Raw genomic sequence first — 26291 nt, forward strand, 5'->3', positions numbered from 1 at the left:
AGTTGTGAATTATGAGCCTACCGACAATAACCGGGCAAAATGATCCGGGAAACTATAGGCTGGTAGATGGGGATTTTGAGTTTGAAGTAAAGGGGATGCGGACAGGCGGATTAGTTGAGTGTAGAAGACAATTAGGTCTGTTTAAACTCAGACAAGGGTATCAGTTGAGTGATGTGATTGAGCATCGCTGTATTAAACCTGGCCGCATTAGTAATCCAACCAACAAATGGACGGTAGAAGAGCTTATTCATCATGACGATCCCGACAGAAGAAAGAAGCTTCAAAAATATAAACAATCGTTATAAGGTGTGAAGCACATGATTTATATAACTGGAGACATACATAATCGTTGCCGGTGACTTTGGTTTAGTATGGGATGGGAGTAAAGAGGACCAGTACTGGCTAAAGTGGCTCGATAAAGAAAAGCCTTTTACGACTCTGTTTATTGATGGGAATTATGAAAACTTTGATTTACTGGAACAATATCCTGTTGAAATTTGGAATGGTGGAAAGGTACATAAAATCAATAGTAGTGTGATTCACCTGATGAGAGGACAGGAAACAAAAACACCCAAACAGGGTGTTAAGTAAATGTATCTTAAGATTAATTTTCGATTACAATACCGTTTAATTTGAGATTAACCAAGTTTGCAATTGTATCTCCTACGGGGCAAGTTTCTTCTACGAACTTAACGAATTCCTCAACTCGTTCTCTAGGCGCATCTGTTTTGATATAAAAAGTGTAACGAATATCAGAGTATCCTGCACGAACATCTGCCTTCTTAAAGAATCCATCCAAATCCAAATCGCCTTCGACTTCTACTCGAAAGTCTTCAAGATTTATATTAAACTTTTTAGCATATACTCTGGCTACAATTGATTGACACGCACCTAATGAACCAAGTAACACTTCAACTGGATTCATCCCAGTGTCCGTACCTCCCAGACTTTTAGGTTCGTCAATAGTAAACTCAAAATTTCTTGAACTAACTTTTACAATCACACCTTCTTGCAAGTGTGCTGATGCCTTAAATGTTGTAGTAGCTATTTTACTCACTCCTTCTGATTAAAAAGATTCAAGATAATAATACCATATAATTCCGACTTAGTTAATAGGGATTATAAAATCAATAGTTTGAGGAATTAAAGACTCCAACACAACCGAAAAGTACGGCTTTTATAGTGTTGTTTTGAATGCAATCCAAGAACTGGTGGAGACTACAGAGATAATTTTATAACGCATTATAATAATACGTATGGCGCGCCAACAAGATTCACATGGTCCGATATACAGGTTCACCATATGCAACCGTTAAAATATAACGGATCAGACAGTGTGTCTAATTTTAATTCCTCTTTGGAAACCCGGAACTACTCCTAAAAATGGTATACTTAGTCATACTGTTTTGAATAACTGGTGGACAAATTATTAAGGAGATAAATTAGTGAATCCCTCTCAACAAGTGGAAGAAGCACTAAAGTCGCTTAATGAGCAGTTGGGCTTTTTTAAGGATAGAGAAATCATATCTTTTACGGTTCATAATACTGTCTCTTTAAAGACATGTATTTTTAATCCTGATCTGCCAGTCCAAGATTATAACTGGTTTTTTAATAAAAACGGTTGGCAGCTTCCAGATGATTACCAAACATTTTTAAAATACTGCAATGGTGGTGTTTTTTTTACATCAAAGGCTTACGGCGGAGGCGTTAGACTACTTTCGACCGAAGAAATCGAGCGTATTCACTCAGAATATTCATATCCACCTAAATGGTGTCCGATAGCCTGGACCGAGCATACTGCCGGAGCCATCTGTATAAATACAGAGGCATATGTGAAAAAAAATGGTCCCTATCTTTTGTTTATCGATGCAATGTCCCATCTAAACGATGCCGTATACCTTAATTACGATTTCGCAACATGGTTTACGAGGTTAATAGTTACTCAAGGGTCAGAATTCTGGCTCTGGGACTACAATGATTCAATTACTTTTAGATACGAAAGATAAGTTTATAGTCGGCTCCACAGTCTCATTAGCTGTGGAGCTTTTGTTGTAGTTTCTAGCGATGAAATACTACTTTTATCTGTAGAGGAAAAAGAGGATTATAAAAATGTATCGAAGGCAGTGTAACAAAAGTACACAACTTACACATCTTATCCACGAATCCATTCTTTATCAAAAAGAAATGATTGGATACGCTGACCTTAAGTATCCGGGGGCAGATGGTTGGTACTGCATAGTTGATATAGATACTAAGTATGCTCCAAGAATGACTGTATACGATCTGTCGTTAGGTATTGAGAAAATTATAAAAATGGATAAAAAATTCTATACTGGTGGCGAGGAAGTTTTAAAAGCTGGCAACCTAATTAAGTTCACGTTAACAGAGATGAGGCAAAAGAGTAAAAAAATTGATGGCAAATGGGTTAAGATAGAGAACCAATTCGAGGAATGAATCATAAGTTGTTTCATAAAGAAGTAAAAGTATATTATTAGAATGCAGGTGGATATTTGCAGCAGATAATAATGAGAAGATACGAAAGTGAACAGTTAAATCAAGCGATAAATGATAATGGGATGGTTCGATAACTTATTTAACATATTGTGCCAAGATGCTAAAAAATGATTAGATCAAGCGGTAATAAAAGAGGAAATACATATGGAAAATAAAAATCCAAAATTTAATATCAACAAAGCAGATCTGCCTCTAGTTTTAACAGCGGAACAAATTATTCAGGTTTTAGGCATTGGTAGGAGGGCTGGTTACGAATTATTGAAGGCTCCACCGTTTCCAGTAAGACGATTGGGAAAAAGAGGAACAATTAAAACGTCAAGAGATGCGCTTTTCAATTGGTTAGAAAGCAAAGAAAGCGGGGCATAAAGCCCTTGCTTTTTTTATTTTAGAGTGTTAATATTTCAATTACAGTTAAGTGTCCTAACGGTGGGTTGCTGGTAGGATTTTTGGCAGGTTTTCGGGTTTCAAGTAACGAAACGACTACCACAACTCACCAAAAGGACATACGCAAATTGAATATTGAACCTTCGGGGTAGGAAGATTTCTAAATAAAACCTTAAAGGCTGAAACCCAGTGTTATCAAGGGTTTCAGCCTTTTTTTGTTGGTAGGTTTTTTGCTTTGGTAGGGATTTTGGTAGGAAATCAAAGATAACTATATGCGGTTAAGAACTAAATAATTCAATTGAGCATTTTTTCAAGTATTTTAACAGCGTCAGCTTGGATGTTCGGCATCATATGTGAATATATATCGAGTGTGATTTTAATGGATGAATGTCCAAGTAATTCCTGTACAATCTTAGGGTGTATACCTGCACTTAAGAGCAGAGAAGCACAAGTGTGTCTTAAATCATGAAAACGTATTGGACGGACGTTAGTTTTAGAGAGCTGCCTAATCCAGAACTTATGGAAATTACTCCAACTTACGGGCTGTCCATTTTTGCGGCATACAACTAGATCAAGGTCATAATAACTCTCTTTCGCATCCCATTTTTCTTGGATAATTCGAGTCCGATGTTTTCGTAATTCGGCTATTACGACCGGAGGGATAGAAATCGATCGGTTGCCCGATTCTGTTTTAGTGCCATCCTTTATTTCACCTTTAAAAGCTAATATTTGGCTGATCCTAATCTGACCATTCTCTAAGTCAATATCTCTCCAGCGCAGTCCAAGGATTTCACCACGTCTCATGCCAGTATAGATTGCAAGTACGAACATGATCCTATGACGATGCTCAACTCCGTTAAGAAATTCTTTAACCTCTTCTTTTGTCCAAAAATCGACTTTGCCTTTTTTAACAATTGGTTTAGCGCCAGAATCCATCAAATCAATGGGGTTTTTAACAATGAGTTCTTTCTTTACCGCGGCCTTTAACGAAGTGTTTATTAAGTTGAAAATTTTCTTAATTGTACCCGAAGCTAACCCTTTATTTTGAAGCGCTGATACCAGTTTTTCTATGTGATCAGCGGTGAGTTTCTGAAGCAAAATGTTACCAAGTTCAGGAACAATATGATTCTTTATCTGACCTTCATTTGTTTCTCGGGTTTGGTCAGATATATTTTGTTTGTTTTTAAGCCAAACAGTTATGTATTCTCCATATGTAAGAGTCTTCGGGTCAACAAATGATCCCTTTTCCCAGTTTACTCTAGCTTCTGTTTCCGCTGCACGTGCTTCTTTCTTTCCGGTAAATCCACGTTGTTTAATAGTTTTTCGTTCTCCATTCTTGTCCTTAACTTCAAAAGCATAGTAATACTGTGTTTTTCCACCTTTCATATACTCGTAAATCGGCAAGCTATTCACCAGCTTTCGCTTTAGTTTCAATGTAGATCTTTAACAAATCAATACGACGCTCATCTGAAAGGAATAATTTGCAGAGGAATTTCACAGCCTGGTCATCGCTTTTGAAATGAAACTCATCTTTCACTTTGTTCAATAGTTCTCTTGTATCTTTATAAACATTCACTGCCTTACGTTCCATAAAATCCCTCCTAAATTTAGTGTATAACCATGTGTGATCCAATTTCAATATATTTCATTCAAAATATGTAATTTTGTGTTCAAAATGTTTTCTGATTTACTCGATTGGCTTTTCATTCAATTGCCTTTGAACGTGTTATATTTATAGCATAGGAAATATAAAGAAAAGAAAAAGAGCTTGCGATGTCCATTCATTAGGTCACCGGCAGGCTCTTTTTTTATTAAAGACAGCATTTATAAAATGAGGTGCCAAAATTGGTAAAGTCCCATATACCTTCTTCCAGTCTTATGCGAGTACCTGTAGTCACTGCAAGACATTCAGCTTCTAACTGTTTGTATAGCATTGAGCTTGTTAACGGTAAATAGACATCAGAGTCTATATATCGTTTTGTTCCAATAGTAATTTTTATTATGCCTAGGCGAATTAAATTATCTACTGAAGCAGCATATGCATTGTAATTAAATATACTGATGTTAGGGAAAGCAAAAAAATTGTACAATAACGCTTTGCCCCCTTTACCATCGCTATTTTCAGTACGAATATTACCCACTCCAGCATGCTGATTCTTTGCTAGAAAACTCAAAACTTCCGCATCGAGTGGGGACATCTGTTTTATAACCTCAACAAATGCGGGATGAACTTCATCGTTTTCGTTTCTATCCATAGAGGAAGCAATTAAATTGGCAAACATATTACGAATTTCTTTGTCCTCAATATAATATTTAGACGCTTCTAATGCAGGGCCAACTACGTTTAATGGGGGTTCAATTAAATCTTCTTTTGGAATTTTTGATGTCTTACTATCGATTTCATCTTTGTAATCTTTTATTGACTTCTCCATTTTATATTTTGCCTTTTCAAGTGGGGCAAATATTAAATAAAACAGATCGTGAAGTCCTTTCCCAATCTGTTCTGCTGGTGGTTCAAGAACTTTTTTTGCAATTTCTGTAGGGACTTTAACTGTTCCAAGCAAGTCAGTAATTACATTGTTTTTTTCTTCAGACATTTCTGTAAACACATCCCTTATACTTTTTGTAGGAATATTGTACCAGAAAATGTTGAGATGTTCTTTTTGGTTAATCAAATTTTAGTGATAGAAGTAGTGAGAAGTCATAAATCGTATTAGTTTCTGCTAACATTAACTAGGGTTTCTGCATACATTAACTACACTTCAACAAAGGTTTCTGTATTGTTTCTGCAACAATAACTCGCTTCAACTGGCCTTAATGCATACATTAACTACACAAAAGAAAAGAAATTAAATTAAATAAAACATACATAGTCATGACCACTCGGATCATGACTTTTTGTCATGCCTTTAAAATTGATTCTAAGGCGTTCTATGTGCTGAACATGTAAATGGTCGTTTAGAGATAGAAAACGCCAAATTTAGGGCATTCTGTTCGTCAGATGATGCGTTAAAGGGAATACTTGGAAGGGGAGTTAGGATATGCCATTAAAAGCGAGGAAACCGTGCAATTCTCCATACTGTCCAGAACTCACTACAGAACGATATTGTCAGAAGCACGCCAAAGAGAAACAGAAGCTACAGGATCTGCAAAGAGGAACAGCAGCAGCGAGAGGATACGGACATAAGTGGAGACAAGCAAGGTTACAATTCCTCCAGCAGAATCCACTATGCAAGCATTGCATGGACAAGGGTAGACTTGAACCGGCTACTGTCGTTGACCATATCATTCCGCACAAAGGAGATACGGGGCGGTTTTGGGATCAGGGTAATTGGCAACCACTATGTGCACCATGCCATAGCGTTAAGACGGTGAGAGAGGATGGGGGCTTTGGTTATAACATTGTTCCATTTTAGTATCCAACTTATGTTAATATAGTTTCAAAACTATAAGGCGGGGTTGGTTGATGAGTTTTGTATCTATTGTTGCTACTGACAAGTTCATAACTGTAATGAGTGATGGGCGAGTTCAGAATCTAAAAACCGGAAATGTGATTCAAGAAGATTTCGAAAAATTCATAAAAATTGGAGATAGGCATTTCATTGCTTTCACTGGAATAAAAGAACTTTCCGAATTAATAAGCCAAAGAGTCGGCGAAGCTCTTGAAGAGGGCATTGAGTATGAAACTATACTGCAAATTTTAAAACTTACTTTGAGGTCGGCAGGCTTAACTTTAAACGAGGGAATAACTGTCATGTTCGCTTTTGGAGGAATCAATAAAAAGAACGAAACTGAATTTTATTCCTATAATTCAAGGATTGAGGAAACTAACCACTTCAAGCCATCATTGGGTCAAGTAGCTTATGTCGGGCTGAGTACTCATAAAGTTTCAATTGAAAATCTCGACAGCTATTTCCGTAAGTATCTTGGAGAAACTGGTTATGATAGTCCAACGTCTACAATTCAAGCTCAAAAATTACTAAATACGTATGTAGCAACCCAGGATACTTCCGTAAACAATAATACATTTAGATTAGTAATAAAAAATAGATAAGTGGTGGGCAATTTAACGCCTTTTTTATATACTGCGGTGGCGGAATAGGTAGACGCGATGTAGTGGTGTAGCTAATGGCTCTCGGTAATAGGGTGCTGAAGCTCCAGCAATATCGGGCACAAACGAGATACCACGAAGTTTACCATGTAGGGTGCAAATCCCTACCCGCAGATACAGGACATACAAGTCATCCAAACGGATGGCCTTTTTTATTTGGACAAGGAGGCGAACCAAGAATGATTAAGGCAAGGATAAAAGAGCTTGCGGAACTGATGGTCTTTAGCGGGAAGTACGCAGACATGGAGCAGGCTGAACAAGCATTGTGGGATGTGGTAAGAGGGCCAATTGAAAAAATAAGAAATGACATACTGTATCCATACATCATCAGCGCACGAACATACAGCGTAGCAGCGGGGATAGCACAAGAGCGAAGACTGAAGCGAAGCCAGTGGCATTACGTATCGGATCCGAGAGGTAGGTCATCCTCACCTGATGGAGTAAGAACAACCAGAGATAGGTTGATCGGCAGGTTCAGTGAGCAGGAGATTGCTTTTCTAACATGCTGGGTGGATACGAAAGAAGGAAATGTATAAAGCGAAAGGCAAAGCAATGGAAAAGACGTGAACAGGTGCAAGGTTAAACAGTTTGTGCCTTTTTGTGATGAAAATATGGCCCCCCTGGGTCGATTTTTTGGGCCTTTTGTGGCGTAGACCGCGTGTGTAGTCGCGTACGAAACTTTTTCCCTTTTTCAAAATTTTCGGAAGGGAGGTGGATTATGGGAAGACGTGCCAATCCGGTCGATTTGCTGTTGATCCAAGGGAACAAGCATTTGACCAAGGAAGAAATTGAAGAACGCCGGGAAGCTGAGCAAAGAATACGTGGACCATCGAACCGAATCACACCTCCTTCCTGGCTGGACGAGAGGGCGAAGAAGGAGTTTAAACGGATCGTCAAGGAACTAAAGTCAGTGGACATTCTGACGAATGTAGACGTCAATGCTCTGGCTGTGTATTGCGATGCTTATTCCAACTATATCGACTGCACGGAGATAATCCAGGATGACGGCTTAATGGTCGATTACACGAATAAGTCGTCAGAGACAACCAAAGTTCCTCATCCCCTTCTGGCAAAAAAGAAGCAGCTACACGAGCAAATGAAGGCGCTGGCCGGTGAGTTTGGTTTCACTCCAGCAGCACGTGCGAAGCTGACGTTACCAAAGAAGAAAGACGATAAGCCCCAATCAGACTTTGAGAAAACGTTCGGTGATGTTTAGTGCTTAAACAGTTTCTAATCGACTACAGCCATGATGTAATTAACGGCGAGGTAACGGCTTGTCAAAAGCATAAATGGGCGTGCATGAGGTTCTTACGCGACATAGAACGCGAAGGGACCGAGAAGTTTCCTTACGTTTTCGATGAGGAAAAGGCCATGCGGTTCTTCAAATGGATGAACCTCTTTAAGCATACGAAAGGTGTTCTTCGTGGGAAGAATATCGAGCCGCATGAAATCCAATATTTCAACTTCGGGAATGTATACGGTTGGGTCCACAAAGACACAGGTTTACGCCGGTTCAAAATGATGTATTGGCAGGTTGCCCGAAAGAATGCAAAGTCCCAAAGCTTGGGGTGTGTCGGCTCATACGAATCATCTGCAATGGGCGAGGAAATGAGCGAAGTATATATCGGGGCGACTGAAACGGAACAGGCGAAAATCATTTGGAACGAAATCGACGCTATGATCGAAAAATGCCCAGAGCTTAAGGGGAAATTCAAAGTTCAGCGCTCCAAGAGCATCATAAATCATGTTAAGAGCAAATCTTTTATCAAAGCGCTGAGTAAACAAGCCGGCAAGTCTGGAGACGGATTCAACCCTCAATGTGGGATCGTAGATGAATACCACGCACATGCCACGTCGGAGATTTTGGACGTTTTGGACTCAGGAACCATCGCCCGGACGCAACCGCTAATTGTCATCATTACAACGGCAGGGTTCAACCTCAACGGCCCATGTTATCGGACAGAGTACAACCTTGTATCTAGTCTTCTTGATCCGGACGATCCATTCGAAGACGACACTTATTTCGCGATGGTTAATGAGCTGGACCGTGACCATGAAGGGAATTTGATTGATGACATTCATGATGAAAAGGTTTGGGAGAAAGCGAACCCAATCGTATGCACATACGAAGCAGGTCTTAACAACATCCGTTCCAAACTGACGAAGGCATTAAAAGAACCGGAGAAGATGACGAATTTCTTAACGAAGAATATGAACATCTGGGTCAATGCTGCTTTCAACTCTTACATGAATAGTGCAAAATGGAAAGCTTGCGGTCAGTGGAAGCAAGCGCCTGATACGAGTGGGTTATCGGTTTATGGTGGCGTGGATTTGTCTATGACAACAGACCTGACCAGCGTTAGCTTTGTTGTCCCTCTCGGGAACGAAACGTATGCGTTCTATAGTCATTCCTTTATGCCTGAAGATACTTACCTGGAAAGAGTGAAGACAGATAAGGTCCCATACGATTTATGGGTACGACAGGGATGGATTACACTTATACCGGGGGCTGAAGTTGACAATAAATTCGTCGAGCAATATATAGCGGACGAGGAAGACCGGCGAGGCTGGGTTATTAAGGAGATTGGTTATGATCCTTGGAACGCTACTCCCTTTGCACAGGCCATGGAGTTGCGCGGTTACACGATGGTAAAAATACGTCAAGGTATGTTGTCACTCTCGGAGCCAACGAAGAAAATTCGCGGTCGTGTTCTTTCAGGGAAGGTTTATCATGATAATAACCCGGTACTGGATTCAGCTATACTGAATGCAGTCACCAGAAAAGATCCCGCGGGAAATATTATGTTAGACAAATCCAAATCACCAAGACGTATCGACCCAGCAGCAGCCCTTGTATGTGCTCATGCCCGCGCAATGCTGATCGACACATCCATCGACTATAACAAGCACATTAACAACCCGAAATTCTCCTTTTAGGAGGTTTTTTATGCAAAAAATCATAGTTTTACTCCGAATTCTCGCTAATCTGGCAGAGGATTTTTTTATTTTAATGGGACTCTTTATCATCGTCCGAGCCACATATCTGCTGCATCCGCTGGCCGGAATGTATGTCCTTGGCCTCATACTTGTAGGGATTGGGCTTAAACTCGCACGCAGGCCGCGGGAACCTTCGGGAAGGAGGTGAATTGATTGTTTTTCTCTCGCATTTTAGAACAAAGAAGCACCGAGGAATTATCTGATTTGCTGAACCCGAAACAGTGGTTAATTGACTTCTTCGGTGGGCCAAAAACGTTCAGCGGTGAACGGGTAACATCTGAAAAAGCGATCTATAACAGCAATGTCTATGCCTGTGCGAATGTACTCGGCGGGGATATCGGTAAATTGCCGATTCAAGTGTTCAAAAAACGACCCGGTGGAGTAGGGAAAGATGACACTCATATAGCAGCCTATTTGATTGGAGTCCGGCCAAATCCTTACATGAGCGCTTATACGTTCAAAGAGCTTATGATGACACATTGCGCAACATGGGGAAATGGGTATGCAAACATCGAGTGGGACGCTTTTGGCTATCCGAAAGCTCTGTGGCCGCTTAACCCGGCTTTAACAGAAGTGCACGTCGATAAGAACACACATGAAGTCTGGTACGTTACGCAATTGCCAAATGGGGAGCAACGTAAAATCCCTTGGTATGACGTACTCCACTTTAAGATGCTCTCAATGAACGGGCTGAAAGGCATAACTCCGATATCGGTCATTCGGGAGCAGCTTGGAATCCAGCAAGTGTCTGAAAAGTTTCTCGGTTCTTTCTACGCGAATGGTACGGCTTCATCGGGTGTTTTAAAGCTCCCAGGAGCGGCCCAGCCGGACACGAAGGACCGAGCTAGGGAAGAGTGGCAAAAAGCCAACAGCGGCTTAAATAACGCGCACAGAATCGCTATCCTTGACGCTGGCATGGAGTATCAGCCAATCGGAATGAAACTAGCGGATGCTCAATTTATCGAAACATCAAAATTCGGTATTTTGGAAGTCGCAAAAATTTATAAGATCCCCCCTCACAAGCTTAACCAACTCGACCGTGCGACATTTTCCAATATTGAACACCAGAGTTTAGGTTACGTAAAAGACACACTGCTGCCGATCACGACAAATTGGGAGCAGGAAATCAATTACAAGCTGTTCACCGTGGCCGAACAACGTAAATATTACGTCAAGTTCAATCTTGCTGCCGAACTGCGCGGTGATGCAAAGAGCCGGGCCGAATTTTACAAGATGATGATCGAAATGGGCGTTTACACCATCAATGAAGTACGCGAGATGGAAGAAAAGGACAACATCGGTGAACTGGGCGACAAGCATTTTGTAAGCTTGAATTACACTACCTTAGAAAAACTCGAAGAATACCAGATGGCGAAAGCCGGAGGCGGGAAGGGAGGTGACAACGCTGAACAAAAAGGAGACCCGGTACCTGATACCGGAGCAGATTGAGGTCCGAAGTAGCGATGACGGGAACGGAATGACGGTAGCCGGTTATGTTGTGAAATTCAACCAACGAAGTCAGCTTATTTGGGGCGAATTTTACGAACGGGTAGCCAAAGGGGCATTCGCCCGGTCTCTAGAAAAAAACACAATCAAGGCTCTTTGGAACCATCGTACTGACTTCGTGCTTGGATCGACGAAAAATACAACGCTCCGACTCCAAGAGGATGACGTCGGTCTTAGGTTCGAACTGGACATGCCGAATAACTCCTGGGGTAAGGATGCCTATGAGTCCATTAAGCGGGGCGACACCGACGGAGTAAGTTTCGGCTTTTACGTCCGTAATGACACTTGGGAATACATCAAAGACGACGACGTATACGAGCGAACTTTGCTTGACGTGAATCTGTTTGAAATTTCGCCTACTGCTTTTCCGGCATATCAAGACAGCGAAGTAAGTAGCCGCAGCATGGAAGAACTCGGTATTACAACCAAAGTGCAACGCCGCCATGAAAAAGAAAAATTGTTACTTGAAATCGACCTTTTGGGAATATAAGAGGACGATTTTTTTATACCCAAAATTCGAAAGTGAGGAATCCGAATGGACCCGAAGGAAAGAGAATTGCGCCAACAATTGCACGCAAAAAAAGAAGAGGCTCGTAAGCTTGCCGAAGAAGGGAAGTTGGAAGAGGCTCGCTCTATGTTAGATGAAGCCAAGAAGTTAAGTGAGCAGTTTGAATTTTTCCGTACTCTTGAGACATTAAATCCATCGTCCGAACCTTTTCCATTCCCGCCGTCTACAGGTAACTTAAACGATGAAGAACGAGCTTATGATGCAAAAAAAGAACAACGGAGCGCCTTTGAAAAATATTTGAAGCATGGCAAAGAAGCTGAATATACGGAGAACGAAGGCCGTGCGCTTAAACAAAATGAAGAAGAAATTCGCTTGATGAACGAGGGCAGTAAACCGGCAGGAGCGCAGCTCGTTCCCGAAGATATTTCTTTCGATATCATCAAACAGAAAAAGACAAAACACTCTGTCCGTAACCTGGTCTCTGTCAAACCAGTAGGTACGCTCTCCGGTAGCCGCCCTAAACGGCGCGGGACCGATACACGAATGGTTAAAGTGGGCGAGAATAAGACGATTGGCCGCATGGCTACGCCTACTTATGCAGATGTGAAATTCAAGGTCCATAAATATGCTGGAATTTTCGATGCCACTAACGAGCTTATTGCAGACAGCGCAGTAAACATTGCGGATGAATTGCGTGAATGGTTCACTGAAATTTCTCTGAACACAGAAAATGACGAGGTTTTCTATGGTCCCGGCGGTGAAGATGACTGCGAGGGTATTTTTGTAACCGACAAATATCGGAAGACATCCTGCACAACGTTGGACATTAAAACGCTGCGTAAGCTGAAAAACTCTGTAGATAGCAGATATCGTCTGGGAGCTAAGTGGATCATGAATACAGCGGCGACGGAAGCTCTGGCTGAAATCAAGTATGCGAACGGCGTTAGTGTACTCGTCCCGGATCCGACAAAGGAAGATGTGTACACTCTGTTCGGTAATCCGGTAGAAGTATTCGACGAAATTAAGAGCGAGGGCACAACGGCGAAAAAGACCAAGATCGCTTTCGGAAACTTCGAATCGGGTTACTTCTTCTTTGACCGAAAGGTGTTGGAAGCCATGACAACCAATGTTGGCGGAGACGCATTCACCAATGACACGACCCTTACTCGTGTTATTCAACGTTTTGATGCCAAGCCAGCAAATGAAGACGCAATTGTCATCTTGGAAAACGTACCAGTAGAAGCTTAAGGAGGTGCCTTATGCCTTATGTAACTAAGAACTACGCCGAAGGTAATGGAGACAGATGGGTAATCGGCGGCGAACTGGAGATTCTTTCTGGAGCCACCTTCAAGCAAAACGGCAAGGCATTTGGTCCGGCAAACAGCAAGGCCAATTCTACAGCAACAGATGTGGCGGGGGTTGTTGCTGATCTTAACGACCTTATTGCCAAACTGAAAGCTGCCGGACTTATGAAGTAGATTGGATGTGATACGCCATGCTTACAACATTGGCGAAGATCAAAGGGCAGCTCAGTATTCCGGAGGACGACACGTTCGATGATGGGCGCTTGCTGATCTCTCTTGCCGTGTCATCCGAGCAAATTGAAAAATACTGTCGCCGCTCATTCCGTAAACAAATTTACACGGAGCGGCACAGCGGGGGTTGTGAGCGAATAACCCTTCGCAACATACCGGTACATGACATTCTTGACGTGACTTCTGCATCTGGGCCGGTCACTAACTATGTCCATGCCACTAGCGATATGCTCTACTTACGCGGGGGCTGGGAAGAGGGAACCGACAACATCATCGTGCGGTATGAAGGCGGTTATGTGCTTCCGTCGGAGGCCACGCCTGATAACCCGAGTACGCTGCCGACAAGTTTGGAATTTGCATGCATCATGTATGCAACAATGCTGTATAAATCGCAACTAGGCATCGTCTCCGAGAGATTTGGAGATCGATCAGTGACATACCAAACGGATGACCCGAACCAGATGCCGTCCACAATCCGAGCCCTGATTAATCCGTATGTTGGGCGGTGGGTCTAATGTGTCAAAATCTGATGGATCAGCGGGTGACTATTAAAAGGCTGACTCAGATAAAAGACGAATACGGTACGCCGAGGGGGCAAGATTGGAAGCCCGTCGGCTCTTACCCATGCCTTTTGTCCCGGCGTAATATACAAGCCGTTCAGGGCCAGCCGGACACCGTTGTAACCGAAGTGTACATGCTTTATATGCCTCCATATGCAAAGGTTCAGGCTGGAGACCTTGCATTTGTTCACAGATCGGGGAAGTATCGTGTTTCTCAACCATATAAGCCCGGAAATGATCATATTGAGGTACAGGTCGAATGGGAGGGGAGTTCTTGAATGATTTTAACATTCCGGGACTTGAAGCCTTTATACAACAGCTTGAACGCGCTTCTCGAAACCGGAACAAATATAACGAATTGCGTTTAAAAGTCGCCAACTTGCACTTAAAGCACTGCGCTGAGGAGACCCCGGAGCAATCAGGAAGACTCAAAGACTCATACCTCAAACGTTCCTGGAGGGGGCAAAAGGAGTGGATTCTTTTTCTGGATGGTCGGGAAAGTATCGAAGTGGGAACCAAAGTGTTTTACGCCAACATGGTTGAGAACGGTCATGTAGTAGTTATACGAAAAAAAACACGATCTGGTCGAAAAGGTAGAAAGATCAAAAAAGGGTTCGTGCCCGGAAAACACTACGCCAAGAAGGCGCTGAATCGGACGGAGCGGGCGTTGCCTTCTTTGGTCGCTGATTTTCTGCGAGAAGTAGGTAGGGAGGCCGGATTCGATGTTTCTTAGCGCTCTTGACGCTATCAGGAGGCTACTTAATACCTCTTGCCCGGAAGTAAACACCATATACGTTTCCAATGTTCCGGACGGCTTTGTACAGCCGTCCTTTTTCGTGCAGATGGTTTCCGGCTCAGACCGCTCGCTAAATCTAAGCATGTACGAGTCAAAATCAACCTGGCAGATTGTCTATTTCCCTCGAGAGGATGCCGCGGGAAATCCAGACGTCTTCGACCAACTCGGAATATCGGACAAGGTAAAGACTGCATTGATGAAGTCTCCAGTGCTTAAGGCTCCAGACGGTGAGATTTATCATATCTCCGATGTAAGCGGCGGTCCGCGAGATCAGGAGGTTTATATTTCTGTCACACTAGAAGCCCAGTATGGAAGAGAACGTGAGAAGTACGATCTGATGCAAGACGTTCAAATCAGGGAGAAGGAGTGATCCGGTCATATGGGATTGCCTAATATAACGATTACTTTCAAAAAGAAAGCCATTGCTGCCATTAAGCCGGGGGCATCCGGAATTGTTGCCCTGCTGCTAAAAGATACGGCAGTTACCGCTCTAACTGAGATTAAACTGGTTCCAGGCGACACGATCCCGGCAAACTTATCAGCAGCCAACAAGGAGTATATTTCGAGTGCGTTAGAGAGTACTCCGATGGGGTCACCGGCTATGGTAAAAGCTGTTGTCCTGCCAAACGCTGCAACGGACTATAACGCCGGTCTATCCTACCTTGAAACCATCAAGTGGAACATTGGGACCGTGCCGGGAATCGCGACAGCAGACGTAGCGGCGGTTTCAACCTGGGCCAAGGGGATGTTTGATGGGAAGGACCGCAAGATACTTTTCGTGCTGCCGAAAAATACCGCCGACCACCCTGCTATCATCAATTTTGACACGGATGATGTTGTGGTCGGAGCGAAGACCTATACAGCAACCCAGTATACGGCACGCATCGCAGGTGCAATTGCAGGATTGCCGCTAACAGCTTCTCCTACATTCCTCGTGTTGCCAGAGGTTACGGACGTGCCGAAGTTGAAAAAGACTGAGGCCGATGCACTAATCGACGCGGGCAAGCTGATCCTTTATCACGATGGCGAAAAGGTGAAGATTGGCCGGGGTGTCACATCCTTTGTTACCGTTTCTGAGTCTCGCGGCGAGGACTGGAAGAAAATCAAGATTGTTCGTGTTCTGAACAAAATGTACGAGGACAAAAAAAGGGAAATACAGGATTCGTATGTCGGTAAGGTGTCGAACAGCTACATCAATAAGCTTTTATTGTGTTCAGCTTTGAATGCCTACGACGAGCAGCTCACTATTGACGGTGTACTTGATGCAGCCGGGACGAACCGAAATGAAATTGATATTGAAAAACAACGAATTTACCTTAAGTCCATTAAGGGAGAAGAGGAAGTTTCCAAGATGAACGATCAGCAAATTAAAGAAGCCAATACTGGAGACAAGGTGTTTCTAACATCTAGCGCTCGGCCTCTTGATGCAATGGAGGATATCTCATTGGACATTTACTTATAAGGAGGTTCGATCATGACGGAAAGATTAGATGCGAACCGTATTATGAATGGTACGAGCGGAGAAATGTGGTTTGACGGTGAATATATGGCTGAAATCAAAGGTTTTCAAGCTAAGTTGGAATTTAATAAGGACGAAGTACCCATTGTCGGGGTGTATGGAACACCTACGAAATTTATGGGTTACAAGGGGAATGGTTCAATTCGTTTTTATAAAGTCAACAGTCGTATAGCTAAAAAAATCGCAGAAAAAATTAAAAAAGGAATTCTGCCCACATTTCAGGCTCTTTCTTCTTTAAACGATCCTGCCGCCTTTGGTGCAGAGCGTGTGTTAGTTAAAGATTTAAGTTTCAATGACTTAACTCTTGCGGACTGGGAAGCCGCAGTCAAAGGAGAAGTTGAAGCTCCATTTACTTTTACTGACTACGAGTACTTAGATTTAGTAGGCTAATAATAGGAGGGTTATCATGTCCAAAACTTCAATTGATCTACTGCTTTCTATCGACAAGTCGAAAATCAAGCGTCCAACGAAAAAGCTTGAAATTAAGCGGCTATCTGAGCTGGCCGGAGAGAAAGTTGTTTTTACAGTACAAGCTTTGACGCCGGAAGAACAGCAGGATGTGCAGGAAAATTCTATGCTCAATGACGATTTTGATATCGCACGAGCGCAGACCTTTACGGTCCTTAAAGGTCTTGTAGACCCAGATCTGAAGAATGATGCTCTACTTAAACATTATAATGCGGCAACGCCGAAGGAACTTCTCGAGAAGCCTAATTTCTTATTGCCGGGGGAGATTCAATCCTTGTACAACAACATTTCGGTGCTTTCTGGATACGGTGAAGGAGCTGTACAGGAGCTAAAAAACGAATAACGTCCGATGGATACCTTGGAATGCTCTACTACTATTGGAGCAAGAAAGGAATCCGGCCGGGCGTTATTCATAACATGCCCCCTGGAGAAGTATTTCTGGTTAGGGCGTTTTACGAGTATGAACTGGAAGAACGAAGAAAGATCGGTGCAGCCGGGAAGGTGATGCCGGTCTTTTCTGTTTAGGGGCGAGTTATTTGAGTAGATTAACTGCGGTGTTGAGCTTACGGGATAATTACAGTGTCATTATGCGTAATGCTGCCCGAGAAACCCAACGTTTTAACCGGGACGTGCAAAACACACGGCGCGCCCTCGAAGCGGCAGCTAGAAGACAACACACCATCCGGGTCAATCAATCCCCATTCAACAGGGCAATCAGAGATATGATCAGGCGGGCAGAACCGCTGCGCAGGCAAGTCGTTAATATCACCGCCCGGACGCAAATGGCGCTGGCTAGCATCAAGAAAGTAGTTTCAAGCATTCACGCCATTACGCGGGTTCCGTATCGAATTATTGTGAAGGCAGTGGATCTTGCTTCGCCTGTGATACGTGGAATTGCTCGGACCGCAGGTAGTGCGATCAAAATTGGTGCCGGAGCTGCCATAGTTGGTGGAGCTGCTGTTGGTGCGGGTGTTGGCATGTCTTTAAAAGGCGCGGCGATGCAAGAGCAGCAAATGATTTCAATGGAACACTTTATCGGTGTGAACAACAAGAAGATGAGTCAAGACAAGGTGAAGAAGGAAGCGGCCAAGTATCTCGCTGATCTGCAAGACAACGCAAATAAGACGCCGTTTGAAACCGGGGAAGTTATTTCTGCTGGTACTCGCGCTGTTGGTATCTCGGGAGGCGACACAGTAGCCGCTATGAAGTCGCTCATGCTTGCCGAGAACATGGCGTCGCTCACACCGGGAAAGACACTCTCAGATGCTATGGAGGCTCTTGCTGACCTTGTGGCCGGTGAGACGGAACGGATGAAGGAGTTTGGCTTTAAAATCTCCCAGGACCAAATCAAGGCAGCTAACGGAAAAATATCGAACCTTAAAAACGACAAGGGCATTTCCGTAACGGATATGTTCGCCGGTGGTGCCGACAAGCTTTCGGTATCGGCAACAGGCATGTGGTCCACGATTACCGGCACGATGCAGAGTGGCATTACCACGATGGGTAAAAAGTCGCTTGAAGTGCTTAAGCCTGAGCTTAAAAGATGGTCGGATTACATGTCCAAGGGGGGCTCTGACAAGCTTTTCGAAGCTGGCGGCAATATGATGGCTGGAATGTTTCGGGCCGTCTTAAATGGGACCGAGAAGGCTGGAAACTACATCTCTACGCATTTCCTGAACAACCCCAAGTTTAAACAAGTTCCGAACATTATGGGCAAAGTCCAGTTCATCGTCGATGACCTCATGAAGACCTTTATTCAATGGCGAGACAAAGAAGGCGGTCAAAAGCAGATCGACGACATGGCTCAGAGTATTAAACAGCTTTTAGCATCTGGCCTCAAAATGATTAGTGAACCCTTAATTGAGGCGGCAAAGTTTGTCGGGCGCACAATTGGTTCTGGTATTGTGGCTGGTTTGCAAGATGTTGTGAAAGATCATCCGTTTTTATCCGGTGCGGTGGCAGGGGTAGCCACTCCTGGACCCGTTCCTCTGAAATTAGGAGTTGGGGCTGCTGTAGCCGGACAGAGCTTTATGACTAAAGGAATGGATGCTCTTAGACAATCCTCTTTCTATCAAAAGACTACTGATGTAATGCGTTGGTCCGATAAGATCATGCAAGAAAATCTTCCGGACTGGTTATATCCCAAACACGCTGCTGGAATAAGCTATATCCCGCGCGATAACTACCCGGCTCTCCTACATCAAGGGGAACGCGTTCAAACGGCACAGGAGGCCGCACAGGACCGCAGAGGAGGCGGGGGCAGGGATATCATCGTGAACATCCGTGATCCTATTGTACGAGAAGAATCGGACTTGTACCGGATTGCCGCACTGCTACGTGCGGAACTTGAAGCAGCGCAACTTAATACCCCATAAAGGAGGCCGCGTATGATTGAGTTCTGGTTGAAATTTAATAACGGGGAGGAAGTGTTGCGGCTTCCTGTTCCTCCCTCGGAAATTGGCATGAAAACAGGATTGAACAACTCTGTCGTTAATATCCACCATTTGGGTGAGATCCTTCTAATCGGCAAGCGGAAGCTTAAGGAAATCACGATTGCCACATACTTTCCGGTAGCCGATGACGGGCTTTGCCAATATAGCGATTTTCCTTCACCGGCACAATGTCTGGATATGCTGGCGCGTTGGCGGGACTCCGGAAGACCTCTCCGATTGATCATCGTTGGTGAGACGCTAAAGGTAAACGAAGCGATGGCGATTGAAAGTTTTGAACCAGTTGTAAAGCATGGGCCACAAGACATTCACTTTACTCTGACTTTAAAAGAGTACCGATTTATTGATGTAAGGGCTGTTGATCCCACACCTAAAGATGATACAAGCAGTCCACAACAGCAGTTAAAAGCGCTCGTTGGTGAGAAACGCCCGACCAAAAGCACAGCGAAGACCTACACGATTAAAAAAGGTGACACATTGTCTCAGATTGCTAAACGTGTTTATGGAGACAGTTCACCGGCGAAGGTTAAAGCTCTGCAAACTAAAAACGGCATCAAAGATCCGCGTAAACTGCAAATTGGCAAAGTTTTGACTTTGTAGGTGGTGAAGCATGAGGGTTTATCATATTTCCCGCAGCGGGGAACGCAAGGATATAACGGAGCTTGTGCAAAGGATCGTTTGGGGTGGCGACCGGGAAGAATGTTCGCGAAAAGCCCAGATCACAATCACAGTATCGCCTTATGATAAATTCTTGCCAAAAGTATACATCGACATGGGCGAAATGATTATGCTGATAACCGATGATGGTTTAGAGATTTTCCGGGGTTACACGTTTACCAAGAGTAAGACGTACACCGGAAATGCACTGGAGGTTACAGCATACGATGGAGCCATTTACATCCTTAAATCAAAGGTTGTCCGTAACATCAAAAAGCAGACGCCGGAAGCCGTGACACGGTCTGTTTGTGCAGAGCTGGGTGTGTCAGTTGGACGGCTTGCGCCAACAAATATCCCGGTGTCCTTTATCTCCGACGACAGCGGCTATAAGACGATCATGACAGCTTATTCGGAAGCCTCTCGCCAAAACGGCATTAAGTATATGCCACGTATGGATAAGGGGCTTTTAAACGTGATCGAGATCGGAACAGACATAGCAGCGGTGACATTGGAGCAGGAACTAACTGAATCCTCCTACGATGAGAGCATTGAGGACGCCGTCAATAAGGTCCTGATTAAAGACTCCAAGGGAAAGGTTGTTGCTTCCGTTCAACAGGATGAGTGGCGCAAGAATTACGGGCTGCTTCAGGACATCTACCGGGTGGAGCAAGGCAAAGACTCTCGTGAAATGGCCGAGGAAATGCTGAAAGGGATAGATCGTAACGCCACGCTGGAGTTTATCGGCGGGCGTGACAAACTGGATATGATTGCGGGGAACGCCGTCGCGGTCCGGGAAAGCTTTACCGGCTTGTACGGCCTTTTCTTCATCGACAACGATTCGCATACCTTTGAAAATGGTGTAATCAAAACGCAGCTTAAGCTTAAATTTGATGCTGTCATGGATCTGCAAGATACGGACCTGGAGGCAGAAAAGAAAGCGAAGAAGCCCAAAAAGAAAAAGAAGGAAAAGACGACTTTTTCGACGCTTACTTTTGATTGAGGTGATTCGATGGCAAGCAATGATTTTGTTGCCCTCATAAACATCATGCGGGAGCAGGGTAAGGCGTTTAACCCGCCGTCCATTTTGCTCGGGACGGTTAAGACCGTGACGCCTTTTGTTGTCTCTGTAAACGGGCTGGAACTGGACCGGGACAATCTGCTTGTAAATGAATCCTTGCTCCGGACAGGTGTGTCGGGTAGCCCTGGAACATACGAAACGGTGACACTCGTTGATGCACTGAAAGATGGGGATACAGTCGCAATTCTTCCATCCGAAGACCGGCAAACCTATATGGTACTTTGTAAGGCGGTGCAGCCGTAATGTCCTTGTTTCCCTTCTTGGATATCCCGTCAGAAGCACTCGAAGCGACCCCAGAAGTTGAGCTGCCTTTATTTCGTGAGTACGCATGGGCTTTTGAAATGAACGAGCCGGTTATCGCTGATGGTGATTTTGTCTTATTGAGCGGGTTAGACGCTATACGAGTATGGATTTACCGGGCGCTCCGAACGCCGCGTTACCGATATCTGGGACATACATGGAATTTCGGTCATGAGCTTGAAACATTGATGACAAGCAGCCTATCTATCGGGGCAAAGAAGAGTGAGGCCGAGCGGTATGTGAAAGAAGCCTTACTTGTGAATCCTTACATCAAAGATGTTCGGGATGTTGAAGTTTCCCAAGAAGACAGCGTACTAAAAATTGACTTCTACGCGATGACGATTTACGGGGAGGTGAGAGTGGATGCCTGAGTCTCAGGAAGCCGTTTTACAGCGACTGCTTAAAAATTTCAAAAATGATGCTCCGTCAAAACTGGAAGGGGGCCTTATTTTTGACCAGTACGCAGCCGATGCACTTGAATTTCAGCAAGCCTATGCATACCTGGATTGGGTCAAAGATCAAGCTTTCGGAGACACAGCCGTTAGGGAGAACCTTGAAAAATTAAGTAAAGGTGTGGGAGTTATACCGAAAGAAGGCGAATCCGATGAGGATTTGCTAAAACGATATTCAGTTCGAATGTCAAACCCATTTGCAGTCGGCAACCGCGCTTATTACTATCTACTCGCTACGGAAATACCAGGCATTTCCGATGCTCGTGTTTTCCCGAAATGGAACGGAAACGGCACGATTAAAATTGTTGTTCTGGCATCGGATAAAAAGCCGCCTTCGGATGCACTTGTTCGAAAAGTCCAGGCACACATTGATGAAGTCAAGCCTTTTGATCCGGTCGTAACGGTTGTGGGAGCTGCGGAAGTTACTATTGATATTGATGCAAAGCTGACGATCAAAGATGGCGGCGAATTAGAAAAGACTCGAGCGGAGATTCAGACAAAATTTACGGATTACTTAAAAGAGCTTGCTTTCCAAGACACCGTTGTTCGTTATTTTAAAATCAGTGAGGCGATTTTAAACGCCAAAGATGTTATCGACATGGAAAATCTGCGGATTAATGGAGGACAGGCAAACATACAAGTGTCCGATGACGCGGTAGCGGTCTTAGGGCGTGTAACCTTAACATAGGAGGAATCAATTATGTCAGCTATATCGAATTATCTCGAAAACAAGTTGTTTGATGCCACGCTTAGAGGGGTCGCATACACATCACCGGCAAAAGTTTTCTTGGCTTTATTTACCTCTGACCCAACAGATGCGGCAACAGGAACGGAAGTAACAGGAGGGGCCTACACCCGCAAAGAGATTACTTTTAGTGTCCCGACAGATGGCGGTGGGAGCAACAGTAACGACATCCTCTTTGAAGTGGCTACGGCCAACTGGGGAACAGTGACACACATTGGAATCTTCGATGCTGCAACAGCCGGAAACCTCTTGTATCACGGTCCTTTGCAAGCGCCGAAAACTATTCAAACGAACGATCAGTTAAAAATTTCAGCGGGAGACATTACCGTCACACTCGCTTAAGAGGTGTGTTCCGTTGCCCGACATTAACATAAAATGCGTGCTGGCCGGTGAGGGAGTTCTGTCCTCTAAAGTTGCCGTGATATATAGTGGAGTTGCGCGTACAATCGGCAGCTCTAAGGTACAGACGAAGGCAATTCTCATTCAAAAAGGGTATGGCTTCATTTCTGGGACAGGAGCTGCATTTGCAACAAAGGCGACACGTATACGTGGTAAGCTCACCGGTACTTTAAGTGGTAAGGCTACTGTTCGCACTCAGCAGCCCAAAGTGATTACTCTCCTTCAATCCTTTGTAAGAATGACCGGGACCGCCTTGGAGGTGGGAAAGGCCCACAAGTTCAAGATCGTTCGGGCCAAACTTGCGGGTAGCAGCAGAGTGGACGCCTATCATTTTGAACGAGATATCCCAACTGATTTATTATCCTACCTTGCCGCTGATTACCAGGAAAGCAAAATTGTCCAAGATCGTACCAGGAGTACAGCTAATGAATTCACCCGGCTTTACGCCCGTTCCGTTGATGTCATGAATCAGTTTTACCCTGATACGGCAACGTGGGGCTTAGATCGGTGGGAAAGCATCTGTAAGTTGCCTGCCGATTCATCCTTGACCCTCCAGCAGCGAAGGGAACGCATTAAACTGCGACTTGCGGGATACGGCATCGTTACAAGCCCTATGATCGAACAGATCACGAATTCGTTCATCCCTTCAACCGTCGAAAGTAAAAACCGCAATTATGAAGTGGTGGTCCGGTTGACACATGATAGACCGAACATGAAATCCATTAAAGTTATTACCGGTGAAATGGAACAGTTTATCGAATCTATTATCGGCGCTCACTTGGAACTGACCATTCGGTATGAGGGTGTCACCTGGGGGGAGTTGGCTGATTCGGGGTTAACATGGGATCAGATATCACCACTCACTTGGAAACAAATAGCCGAGGAAGGAGTTGAGTCATGAGTACGCCCAACATGAAATTAACCCAATTTGCGGGATCTGACCGGGTAAATATTTTCTCCATGAGCACCGACTTTGCCAAGATTGATAACGAATTTGGCGAACGTGGCGTTAATATCAACTGGTTCAAACTGGCGGCCGAGACGGACCACACGGCTGCTTTGGTTAGGGCCGCAGCCACGAATAAACCGGTCTTTATTCCGGAAGGTGATTTTCAGATTACGGCTTCTAAGTTGACTGTAAATCCGGTCCCTATCGCCCAATTAATTGGCGCCGGGATGGAAAAGTCACGAATTACGCTTGCGGACGATGTAAAATTCAAAATTTCGAGCGGCTTCAAATTGCAGGATATTACGATCAAGACACCGTTTGTTTACGCGAATACGAACTCTGCTTTGTCGTATCTGTTTACGTCTGACGCAGCGGTCACCGGTGTTGTTTTTCAAAACGTGCAATACTTAAACACCAACGGCGTAACGGACGGATCAGTTAGAGGGATGGGCTTTATCCGGCTCGCTGCATCCGATCTTACAATGCTAAATGTAAAAGCGGTGGGTACGAGGACATTCGCAAGCATAACCAATTTATACGGACACAAATGTAAAAACCTCTCCTTTTCAGGCATCCAGCTTGAAAATGTGCAGACAGGTTTTTTTCTTTCCGCATATGTAAACAGCAAGCCAGGAGGACCGAGTGATTATATTTCCGGCGTGAGCTTTCAAGACATCCGGTATAAAAACACTCCTAGCCAGCAAAACAATTACAGCCAGCTAAATGGATCGGACTTGTATATGTTCGAACGAGTGGAAGACATCACGATGACAAATATTCTGGGTGAATATGCGATTGAGCGAACCGGCTATTTTAACTGTTGCCGACGAGCAGTTTGCAGCAATATTATCATTAAATACGGCGGCGGCTGGAAGTTTGTCGGCCGAAAGAACACGGAGGAAGGGATCGACAATATCGCGGACGGACTCTCTGTCCAGAACATGCGGATCGAGTACGGCAAACCTGGATCGGGCAGCTCGTCCATTACGCTGTATGACGTCCAGAACATAAACATTGATGGATTAGATGTAACCGGCACGCTGGATGATGCCGGGCCGGTGGATACCATCATCCAGCTATCCAATACGTGCAGAAACGTCCGAATGACCAACGTCACCGGCAAGAACATCCTCCGCGGCATGCTGGAAATGATCTTCCGGACGTATATGTTCAGTATCCCGTTAAACCGCAACCAATACGGTTTTATCTCCGATATCCGCAATGTAACAATAGACAATGTGGATTTGCAGAATCCGAACAAGTTTGCTTATCCGCTCGTGAAAATTGTACGAGACGATCCCGCCTTAACCGGAGTGGCTCTTAGAAACTTAACGCTGACCAACATCAAGGCCAAGCAAAGTGTACTCGGCAACGGCAACGCTTTTCAGTCTTCGGGTTACTACCAGAACTCGCCTATGAAATGCCTTGTTGATTTAGACTTTGTTGACGGTCTGACTATTGCTCGAAATAGCCTGGAGGGATACGCCAATAAAGATGGATGGGTCATAGTCGGCCCCAATAGCAGGAATGTCTTCATCAATGAAAAAATGAACCTTGAAAATGACTTTCCAACTGCGGCAGTCAATCTTACGGGAGACAGTACGATAACAATTCCCGAGCGGAATTTTAACGCGCAGAATGGACGATACCGTGGTGCAATAAAAGTACTTGCTGACAAGGATGACAACGCCAAGGTGATACCGGCCAGCAACAAAATGATCTACACGCTTGAAGGATCTGCTTTCTTGGCAAAAAATGAATCTGAAATCCACCTGCCAATCCCGGTTAACACCAAAACAGCCTATGGTACGGTGGTGGGATCTACCGGCGAGTTTATCCATTTCTTGGTGACACCACAAGGCGTCATAAAGATGTACGGATCGGAAAATACCATTACATCCAACGTGAATATGATTGGCAAGTTATGTGTATACCGAGACAACGCCGGGACCATTGTGAATGTGCGGAACAAGACCGCCAATGATATGAGCATCACGGTACAGTTTCAAGTTATGACAGACTTAAATTAGCGGTCTGGAGAAGGGGAGCCGAGTATGGAGGGATTAAAAGATATCCAGGACACAATGACAAATGTCCGTTTGGATCTGCGTGAACTGTCTACTAAGGTAGATGGGTTGAAGGATGTCTCGCGGAAGATTGATGAAGTCGAAGACTCCGCATGGAGGAAAATCGACGAGGTGGAAGAAGTAGCAAAGGCCGCGTTGGACAATGCCAGGTATGCACATACCCGGCTTGATAAAATTGATAAATTAACGACATGGTTAGCAACGACCGTCATAGGTGCGATTATCCTAGCAATTATGGGATACCTCATCCGTGGCGGTTTTAATTTGCCTAAATAA

General features: G+C 44.3%; 35 protein-coding genes. 31 read left to right on the forward strand and 4 right to left on the reverse strand.

Going from position 1 to position 26291, the window contains the following annotated elements:
• Nucleotides 1-11: 11 nt before the first annotated feature.
• Nucleotides 12-305, forward strand: coding sequence for a hypothetical protein (locus AC58P5_RS18025; protein ID WP_497388856.1), 294 nt, complete (start codon nucleotides 12-14; stop codon nucleotides 303-305).
• 299 nt (nucleotides 306-604) lie between these two features.
• Here the strand turns inward: AC58P5_RS18025 and AC58P5_RS18030 are convergent, their stop codons facing one another.
• Nucleotides 605-1048, reverse strand: coding sequence for an OsmC family protein (locus tag AC58P5_RS18030; protein WP_497389117.1), 444 nt, complete (start codon nucleotides 1046-1048; stop codon nucleotides 605-607).
• Between the two features lie 397 nt (nucleotides 1049-1445).
• Here AC58P5_RS18030 and AC58P5_RS18035 point away from each other — a divergent pair, with 397 nt between their 5' ends.
• The 3 genes from AC58P5_RS18035 to AC58P5_RS18045 all read left to right on the forward strand — a co-directional run bounded on the left by AC58P5_RS18035 (nucleotide 1446) and on the right by AC58P5_RS18045 (nucleotide 2880).
• Nucleotides 1446-2006, forward strand: a complete 561-nt coding sequence (locus AC58P5_RS18035) for an SMI1/KNR4 family protein (protein WP_497388858.1) — start codon at nucleotides 1446-1448, stop codon at nucleotides 2004-2006.
• 103 nt (nucleotides 2007-2109) lie between these two features.
• Nucleotides 2110-2454, forward strand: coding sequence for a hypothetical protein (locus AC58P5_RS18040; RefSeq protein ID WP_497388860.1), 345 nt, complete (start codon nucleotides 2110-2112; stop codon nucleotides 2452-2454).
• A 204-nt stretch (nucleotides 2455-2658) separates the two neighbouring features.
• Nucleotides 2659-2880: a hypothetical protein gene (locus AC58P5_RS18045; protein WP_497388862.1), complete on the forward strand. Its 222-nt coding sequence runs from the start codon at nucleotides 2659-2661 to the stop codon at nucleotides 2878-2880.
• Between the two features lie 312 nt (nucleotides 2881-3192).
• Here the strand turns inward: AC58P5_RS18045 and AC58P5_RS18050 are convergent, their stop codons facing one another.
• The 3 genes from AC58P5_RS18050 to AC58P5_RS18060 form a co-directional block, all read right to left on the reverse strand.
• Nucleotides 3193-4302: a site-specific integrase gene (locus AC58P5_RS18050; protein WP_497388864.1), complete on the reverse strand. Its 1110-nt coding sequence runs from the start codon at nucleotides 4300-4302 to the stop codon at nucleotides 3193-3195.
• A 1-nt stretch (nucleotide 4303) separates the two neighbouring features.
• Complete coding sequence (locus tag AC58P5_RS18055) at nucleotides 4304-4489, reverse strand: hypothetical protein (RefSeq protein WP_497388866.1); 186 nt, start codon at nucleotides 4487-4489, stop codon at nucleotides 4304-4306.
• Nucleotides 4490-4709: 220 nt separating this feature from the next.
• Nucleotides 4710-5495, reverse strand: a complete 786-nt coding sequence (locus AC58P5_RS18060; protein ID WP_497388867.1) for a DUF4393 domain-containing protein — start codon at nucleotides 5493-5495, stop codon at nucleotides 4710-4712.
• A gap of 444 nt (nucleotides 5496-5939) precedes the next feature.
• Here AC58P5_RS18060 and AC58P5_RS18065 point away from each other — a divergent pair, with 444 nt between their 5' ends.
• The 27 genes from AC58P5_RS18065 to AC58P5_RS18195 all read left to right on the forward strand — a co-directional run bounded on the left by AC58P5_RS18065 (nucleotide 5940) and on the right by AC58P5_RS18195 (nucleotide 26291).
• Complete coding sequence (locus AC58P5_RS18065; protein ID WP_497388869.1) at nucleotides 5940-6314, forward strand: HNH endonuclease; 375 nt, start codon at nucleotides 5940-5942, stop codon at nucleotides 6312-6314.
• 50 nt (nucleotides 6315-6364) lie between these two features.
• Nucleotides 6365-6952, forward strand: coding sequence for a hypothetical protein (locus tag AC58P5_RS18070; RefSeq protein ID WP_497388871.1), 588 nt, complete (start codon nucleotides 6365-6367; stop codon nucleotides 6950-6952).
• A 236-nt stretch (nucleotides 6953-7188) separates the two neighbouring features.
• The gene (locus AC58P5_RS18075) at nucleotides 7189-7545 is read left to right on the forward strand and encodes a hypothetical protein (protein ID WP_497388873.1); all 357 of its coding nucleotides are present in this window, start codon (nucleotides 7189-7191) and stop codon (nucleotides 7543-7545) included.
• Between the two features lie 182 nt (nucleotides 7546-7727).
• On the forward strand, nucleotides 7728-8225 hold the full coding sequence (locus AC58P5_RS18080; protein ID WP_497388875.1) for a phage terminase small subunit P27 family: 498 nt from the start codon (nucleotides 7728-7730) through the stop codon (nucleotides 8223-8225).
• Nucleotides 8225-9946 carry a terminase large subunit gene (locus tag AC58P5_RS18085; protein WP_497388877.1) on the forward strand — a complete coding sequence of 574 codons (1722 nt, stop codon included), beginning with the start codon at nucleotides 8225-8227 and terminating at the stop codon, nucleotides 9944-9946. Before AC58P5_RS18080 ends, AC58P5_RS18085 begins: the two co-directional genes overlap by 1 nt.
• 10 nt (nucleotides 9947-9956) lie before the next feature.
• Nucleotides 9957-10154 carry a hypothetical protein gene (locus AC58P5_RS18090; protein WP_497388879.1) on the forward strand — a complete coding sequence of 66 codons (198 nt, stop codon included), beginning with the start codon at nucleotides 9957-9959 and terminating at the stop codon, nucleotides 10152-10154.
• Nucleotides 10155-10159: 5 nt separating this feature from the next.
• Entirely contained in the window at nucleotides 10160-11455 is a 1296-nt protein-coding gene (locus tag AC58P5_RS18095) for a phage portal protein (RefSeq protein WP_497388881.1), read from the forward strand.
• Complete coding sequence (locus AC58P5_RS18100; protein WP_497388883.1) at nucleotides 11403-12002, forward strand: HK97 family phage prohead protease; 600 nt, start codon at nucleotides 11403-11405, stop codon at nucleotides 12000-12002. Before AC58P5_RS18095 ends, AC58P5_RS18100 begins: the two co-directional genes overlap by 53 nt.
• A gap of 45 nt (nucleotides 12003-12047) precedes the next feature.
• A complete protein-coding gene (locus tag AC58P5_RS18105; protein WP_497388885.1) occupies nucleotides 12048-13268 on the forward strand; it encodes a phage major capsid protein in 1221 nt (406 codons plus the stop codon).
• A gap of 11 nt (nucleotides 13269-13279) precedes the next feature.
• The gene (locus AC58P5_RS18110; protein WP_497388887.1) at nucleotides 13280-13498 is read left to right on the forward strand and encodes a head fiber protein; all 219 of its coding nucleotides are present in this window, start codon (nucleotides 13280-13282) and stop codon (nucleotides 13496-13498) included.
• A 17-nt stretch (nucleotides 13499-13515) separates the two neighbouring features.
• The gene (locus AC58P5_RS18115; protein ID WP_497388889.1) at nucleotides 13516-14070 is read left to right on the forward strand and encodes a head-tail connector protein; all 555 of its coding nucleotides are present in this window, start codon (nucleotides 13516-13518) and stop codon (nucleotides 14068-14070) included.
• A gap of 14 nt (nucleotides 14071-14084) precedes the next feature.
• Nucleotides 14085-14393 carry a hypothetical protein gene (locus AC58P5_RS18120; RefSeq protein ID WP_497389119.1) on the forward strand — a complete coding sequence of 103 codons (309 nt, stop codon included), beginning with the start codon at nucleotides 14085-14087 and terminating at the stop codon, nucleotides 14391-14393.
• Nucleotides 14390-14848 carry a hypothetical protein gene (locus AC58P5_RS18125; protein WP_497388891.1) on the forward strand — a complete coding sequence of 153 codons (459 nt, stop codon included), beginning with the start codon at nucleotides 14390-14392 and terminating at the stop codon, nucleotides 14846-14848. The genes AC58P5_RS18120 and AC58P5_RS18125 overlap by 4 nt, the downstream gene beginning before the upstream one ends.
• Nucleotides 14838-15281: a phage tail terminator family protein gene (locus AC58P5_RS18130; protein ID WP_497388893.1), complete on the forward strand. Its 444-nt coding sequence runs from the start codon at nucleotides 14838-14840 to the stop codon at nucleotides 15279-15281. Before AC58P5_RS18125 ends, AC58P5_RS18130 begins: the two co-directional genes overlap by 11 nt.
• Nucleotides 15282-15290: 9 nt before the next feature.
• Complete coding sequence (locus tag AC58P5_RS18135) at nucleotides 15291-16373, forward strand: phage tail sheath subtilisin-like domain-containing protein (RefSeq protein WP_497388895.1); 1083 nt, start codon at nucleotides 15291-15293, stop codon at nucleotides 16371-16373.
• Between the two features lie 12 nt (nucleotides 16374-16385).
• Nucleotides 16386-16820: a phage tail tube protein gene (locus AC58P5_RS18140; protein WP_497388897.1), complete on the forward strand. Its 435-nt coding sequence runs from the start codon at nucleotides 16386-16388 to the stop codon at nucleotides 16818-16820.
• 16 nt (nucleotides 16821-16836) lie between these two features.
• Nucleotides 16837-17241, forward strand: a complete 405-nt coding sequence (locus AC58P5_RS18145) for a phage tail assembly chaperone (protein WP_497388899.1) — start codon at nucleotides 16837-16839, stop codon at nucleotides 17239-17241.
• 193 nt (nucleotides 17242-17434) lie between these two features.
• Nucleotides 17435-19273 (forward strand): hypothetical protein, encoded by a 1839-nt coding sequence (locus AC58P5_RS18150; protein WP_497388901.1) that lies wholly within the window; start codon nucleotides 17435-17437, stop codon nucleotides 19271-19273.
• A 12-nt stretch (nucleotides 19274-19285) separates the two neighbouring features.
• The gene (locus AC58P5_RS18155) at nucleotides 19286-19948 is read left to right on the forward strand and encodes a LysM peptidoglycan-binding domain-containing protein (RefSeq protein ID WP_497388903.1); all 663 of its coding nucleotides are present in this window, start codon (nucleotides 19286-19288) and stop codon (nucleotides 19946-19948) included.
• Nucleotides 19949-19958: 10 nt separating this feature from the next.
• On the forward strand, nucleotides 19959-21005 hold the full coding sequence (locus AC58P5_RS18160) for an XkdQ/YqbQ family protein (RefSeq protein WP_497388905.1): 1047 nt from the start codon (nucleotides 19959-19961) through the stop codon (nucleotides 21003-21005).
• Nucleotides 21006-21014: 9 nt separating this feature from the next.
• Complete coding sequence (locus AC58P5_RS18165; RefSeq protein ID WP_497388907.1) at nucleotides 21015-21326, forward strand: DUF2577 domain-containing protein; 312 nt, start codon at nucleotides 21015-21017, stop codon at nucleotides 21324-21326.
• A complete protein-coding gene (locus AC58P5_RS18170) occupies nucleotides 21326-21754 on the forward strand; it encodes a DUF2634 domain-containing protein (RefSeq protein WP_497388909.1) in 429 nt (142 codons plus the stop codon). Before AC58P5_RS18165 ends, AC58P5_RS18170 begins: the two co-directional genes overlap by 1 nt.
• Complete coding sequence (locus tag AC58P5_RS18175) at nucleotides 21747-22523, forward strand: baseplate J/gp47 family protein (RefSeq protein ID WP_497388911.1); 777 nt, start codon at nucleotides 21747-21749, stop codon at nucleotides 22521-22523. Before AC58P5_RS18170 ends, AC58P5_RS18175 begins: the two co-directional genes overlap by 8 nt.
• A 12-nt stretch (nucleotides 22524-22535) precedes the next feature.
• Complete coding sequence (locus AC58P5_RS18180) at nucleotides 22536-22922, forward strand: phage tail fiber protein (protein WP_497388913.1); 387 nt, start codon at nucleotides 22536-22538, stop codon at nucleotides 22920-22922.
• 13 nt (nucleotides 22923-22935) lie between these two features.
• Nucleotides 22936-23880, forward strand: coding sequence for a putative phage tail protein (locus AC58P5_RS18185; RefSeq protein WP_497388915.1), 945 nt, complete (start codon nucleotides 22936-22938; stop codon nucleotides 23878-23880).
• A complete protein-coding gene (locus AC58P5_RS18190; protein WP_497388917.1) occupies nucleotides 23877-25958 on the forward strand; it encodes a hypothetical protein in 2082 nt (693 codons plus the stop codon). Before AC58P5_RS18185 ends, AC58P5_RS18190 begins: the two co-directional genes overlap by 4 nt.
• Nucleotides 25959-25982: 24 nt before the next feature.
• Entirely contained in the window at nucleotides 25983-26291 is a 309-nt protein-coding gene (locus tag AC58P5_RS18195; protein ID WP_497388919.1) for a hemolysin XhlA family protein, read from the forward strand.

The sequence above is a fragment of the Paenibacillus sp. JT31N7 genome (assembly GCF_059692095.1).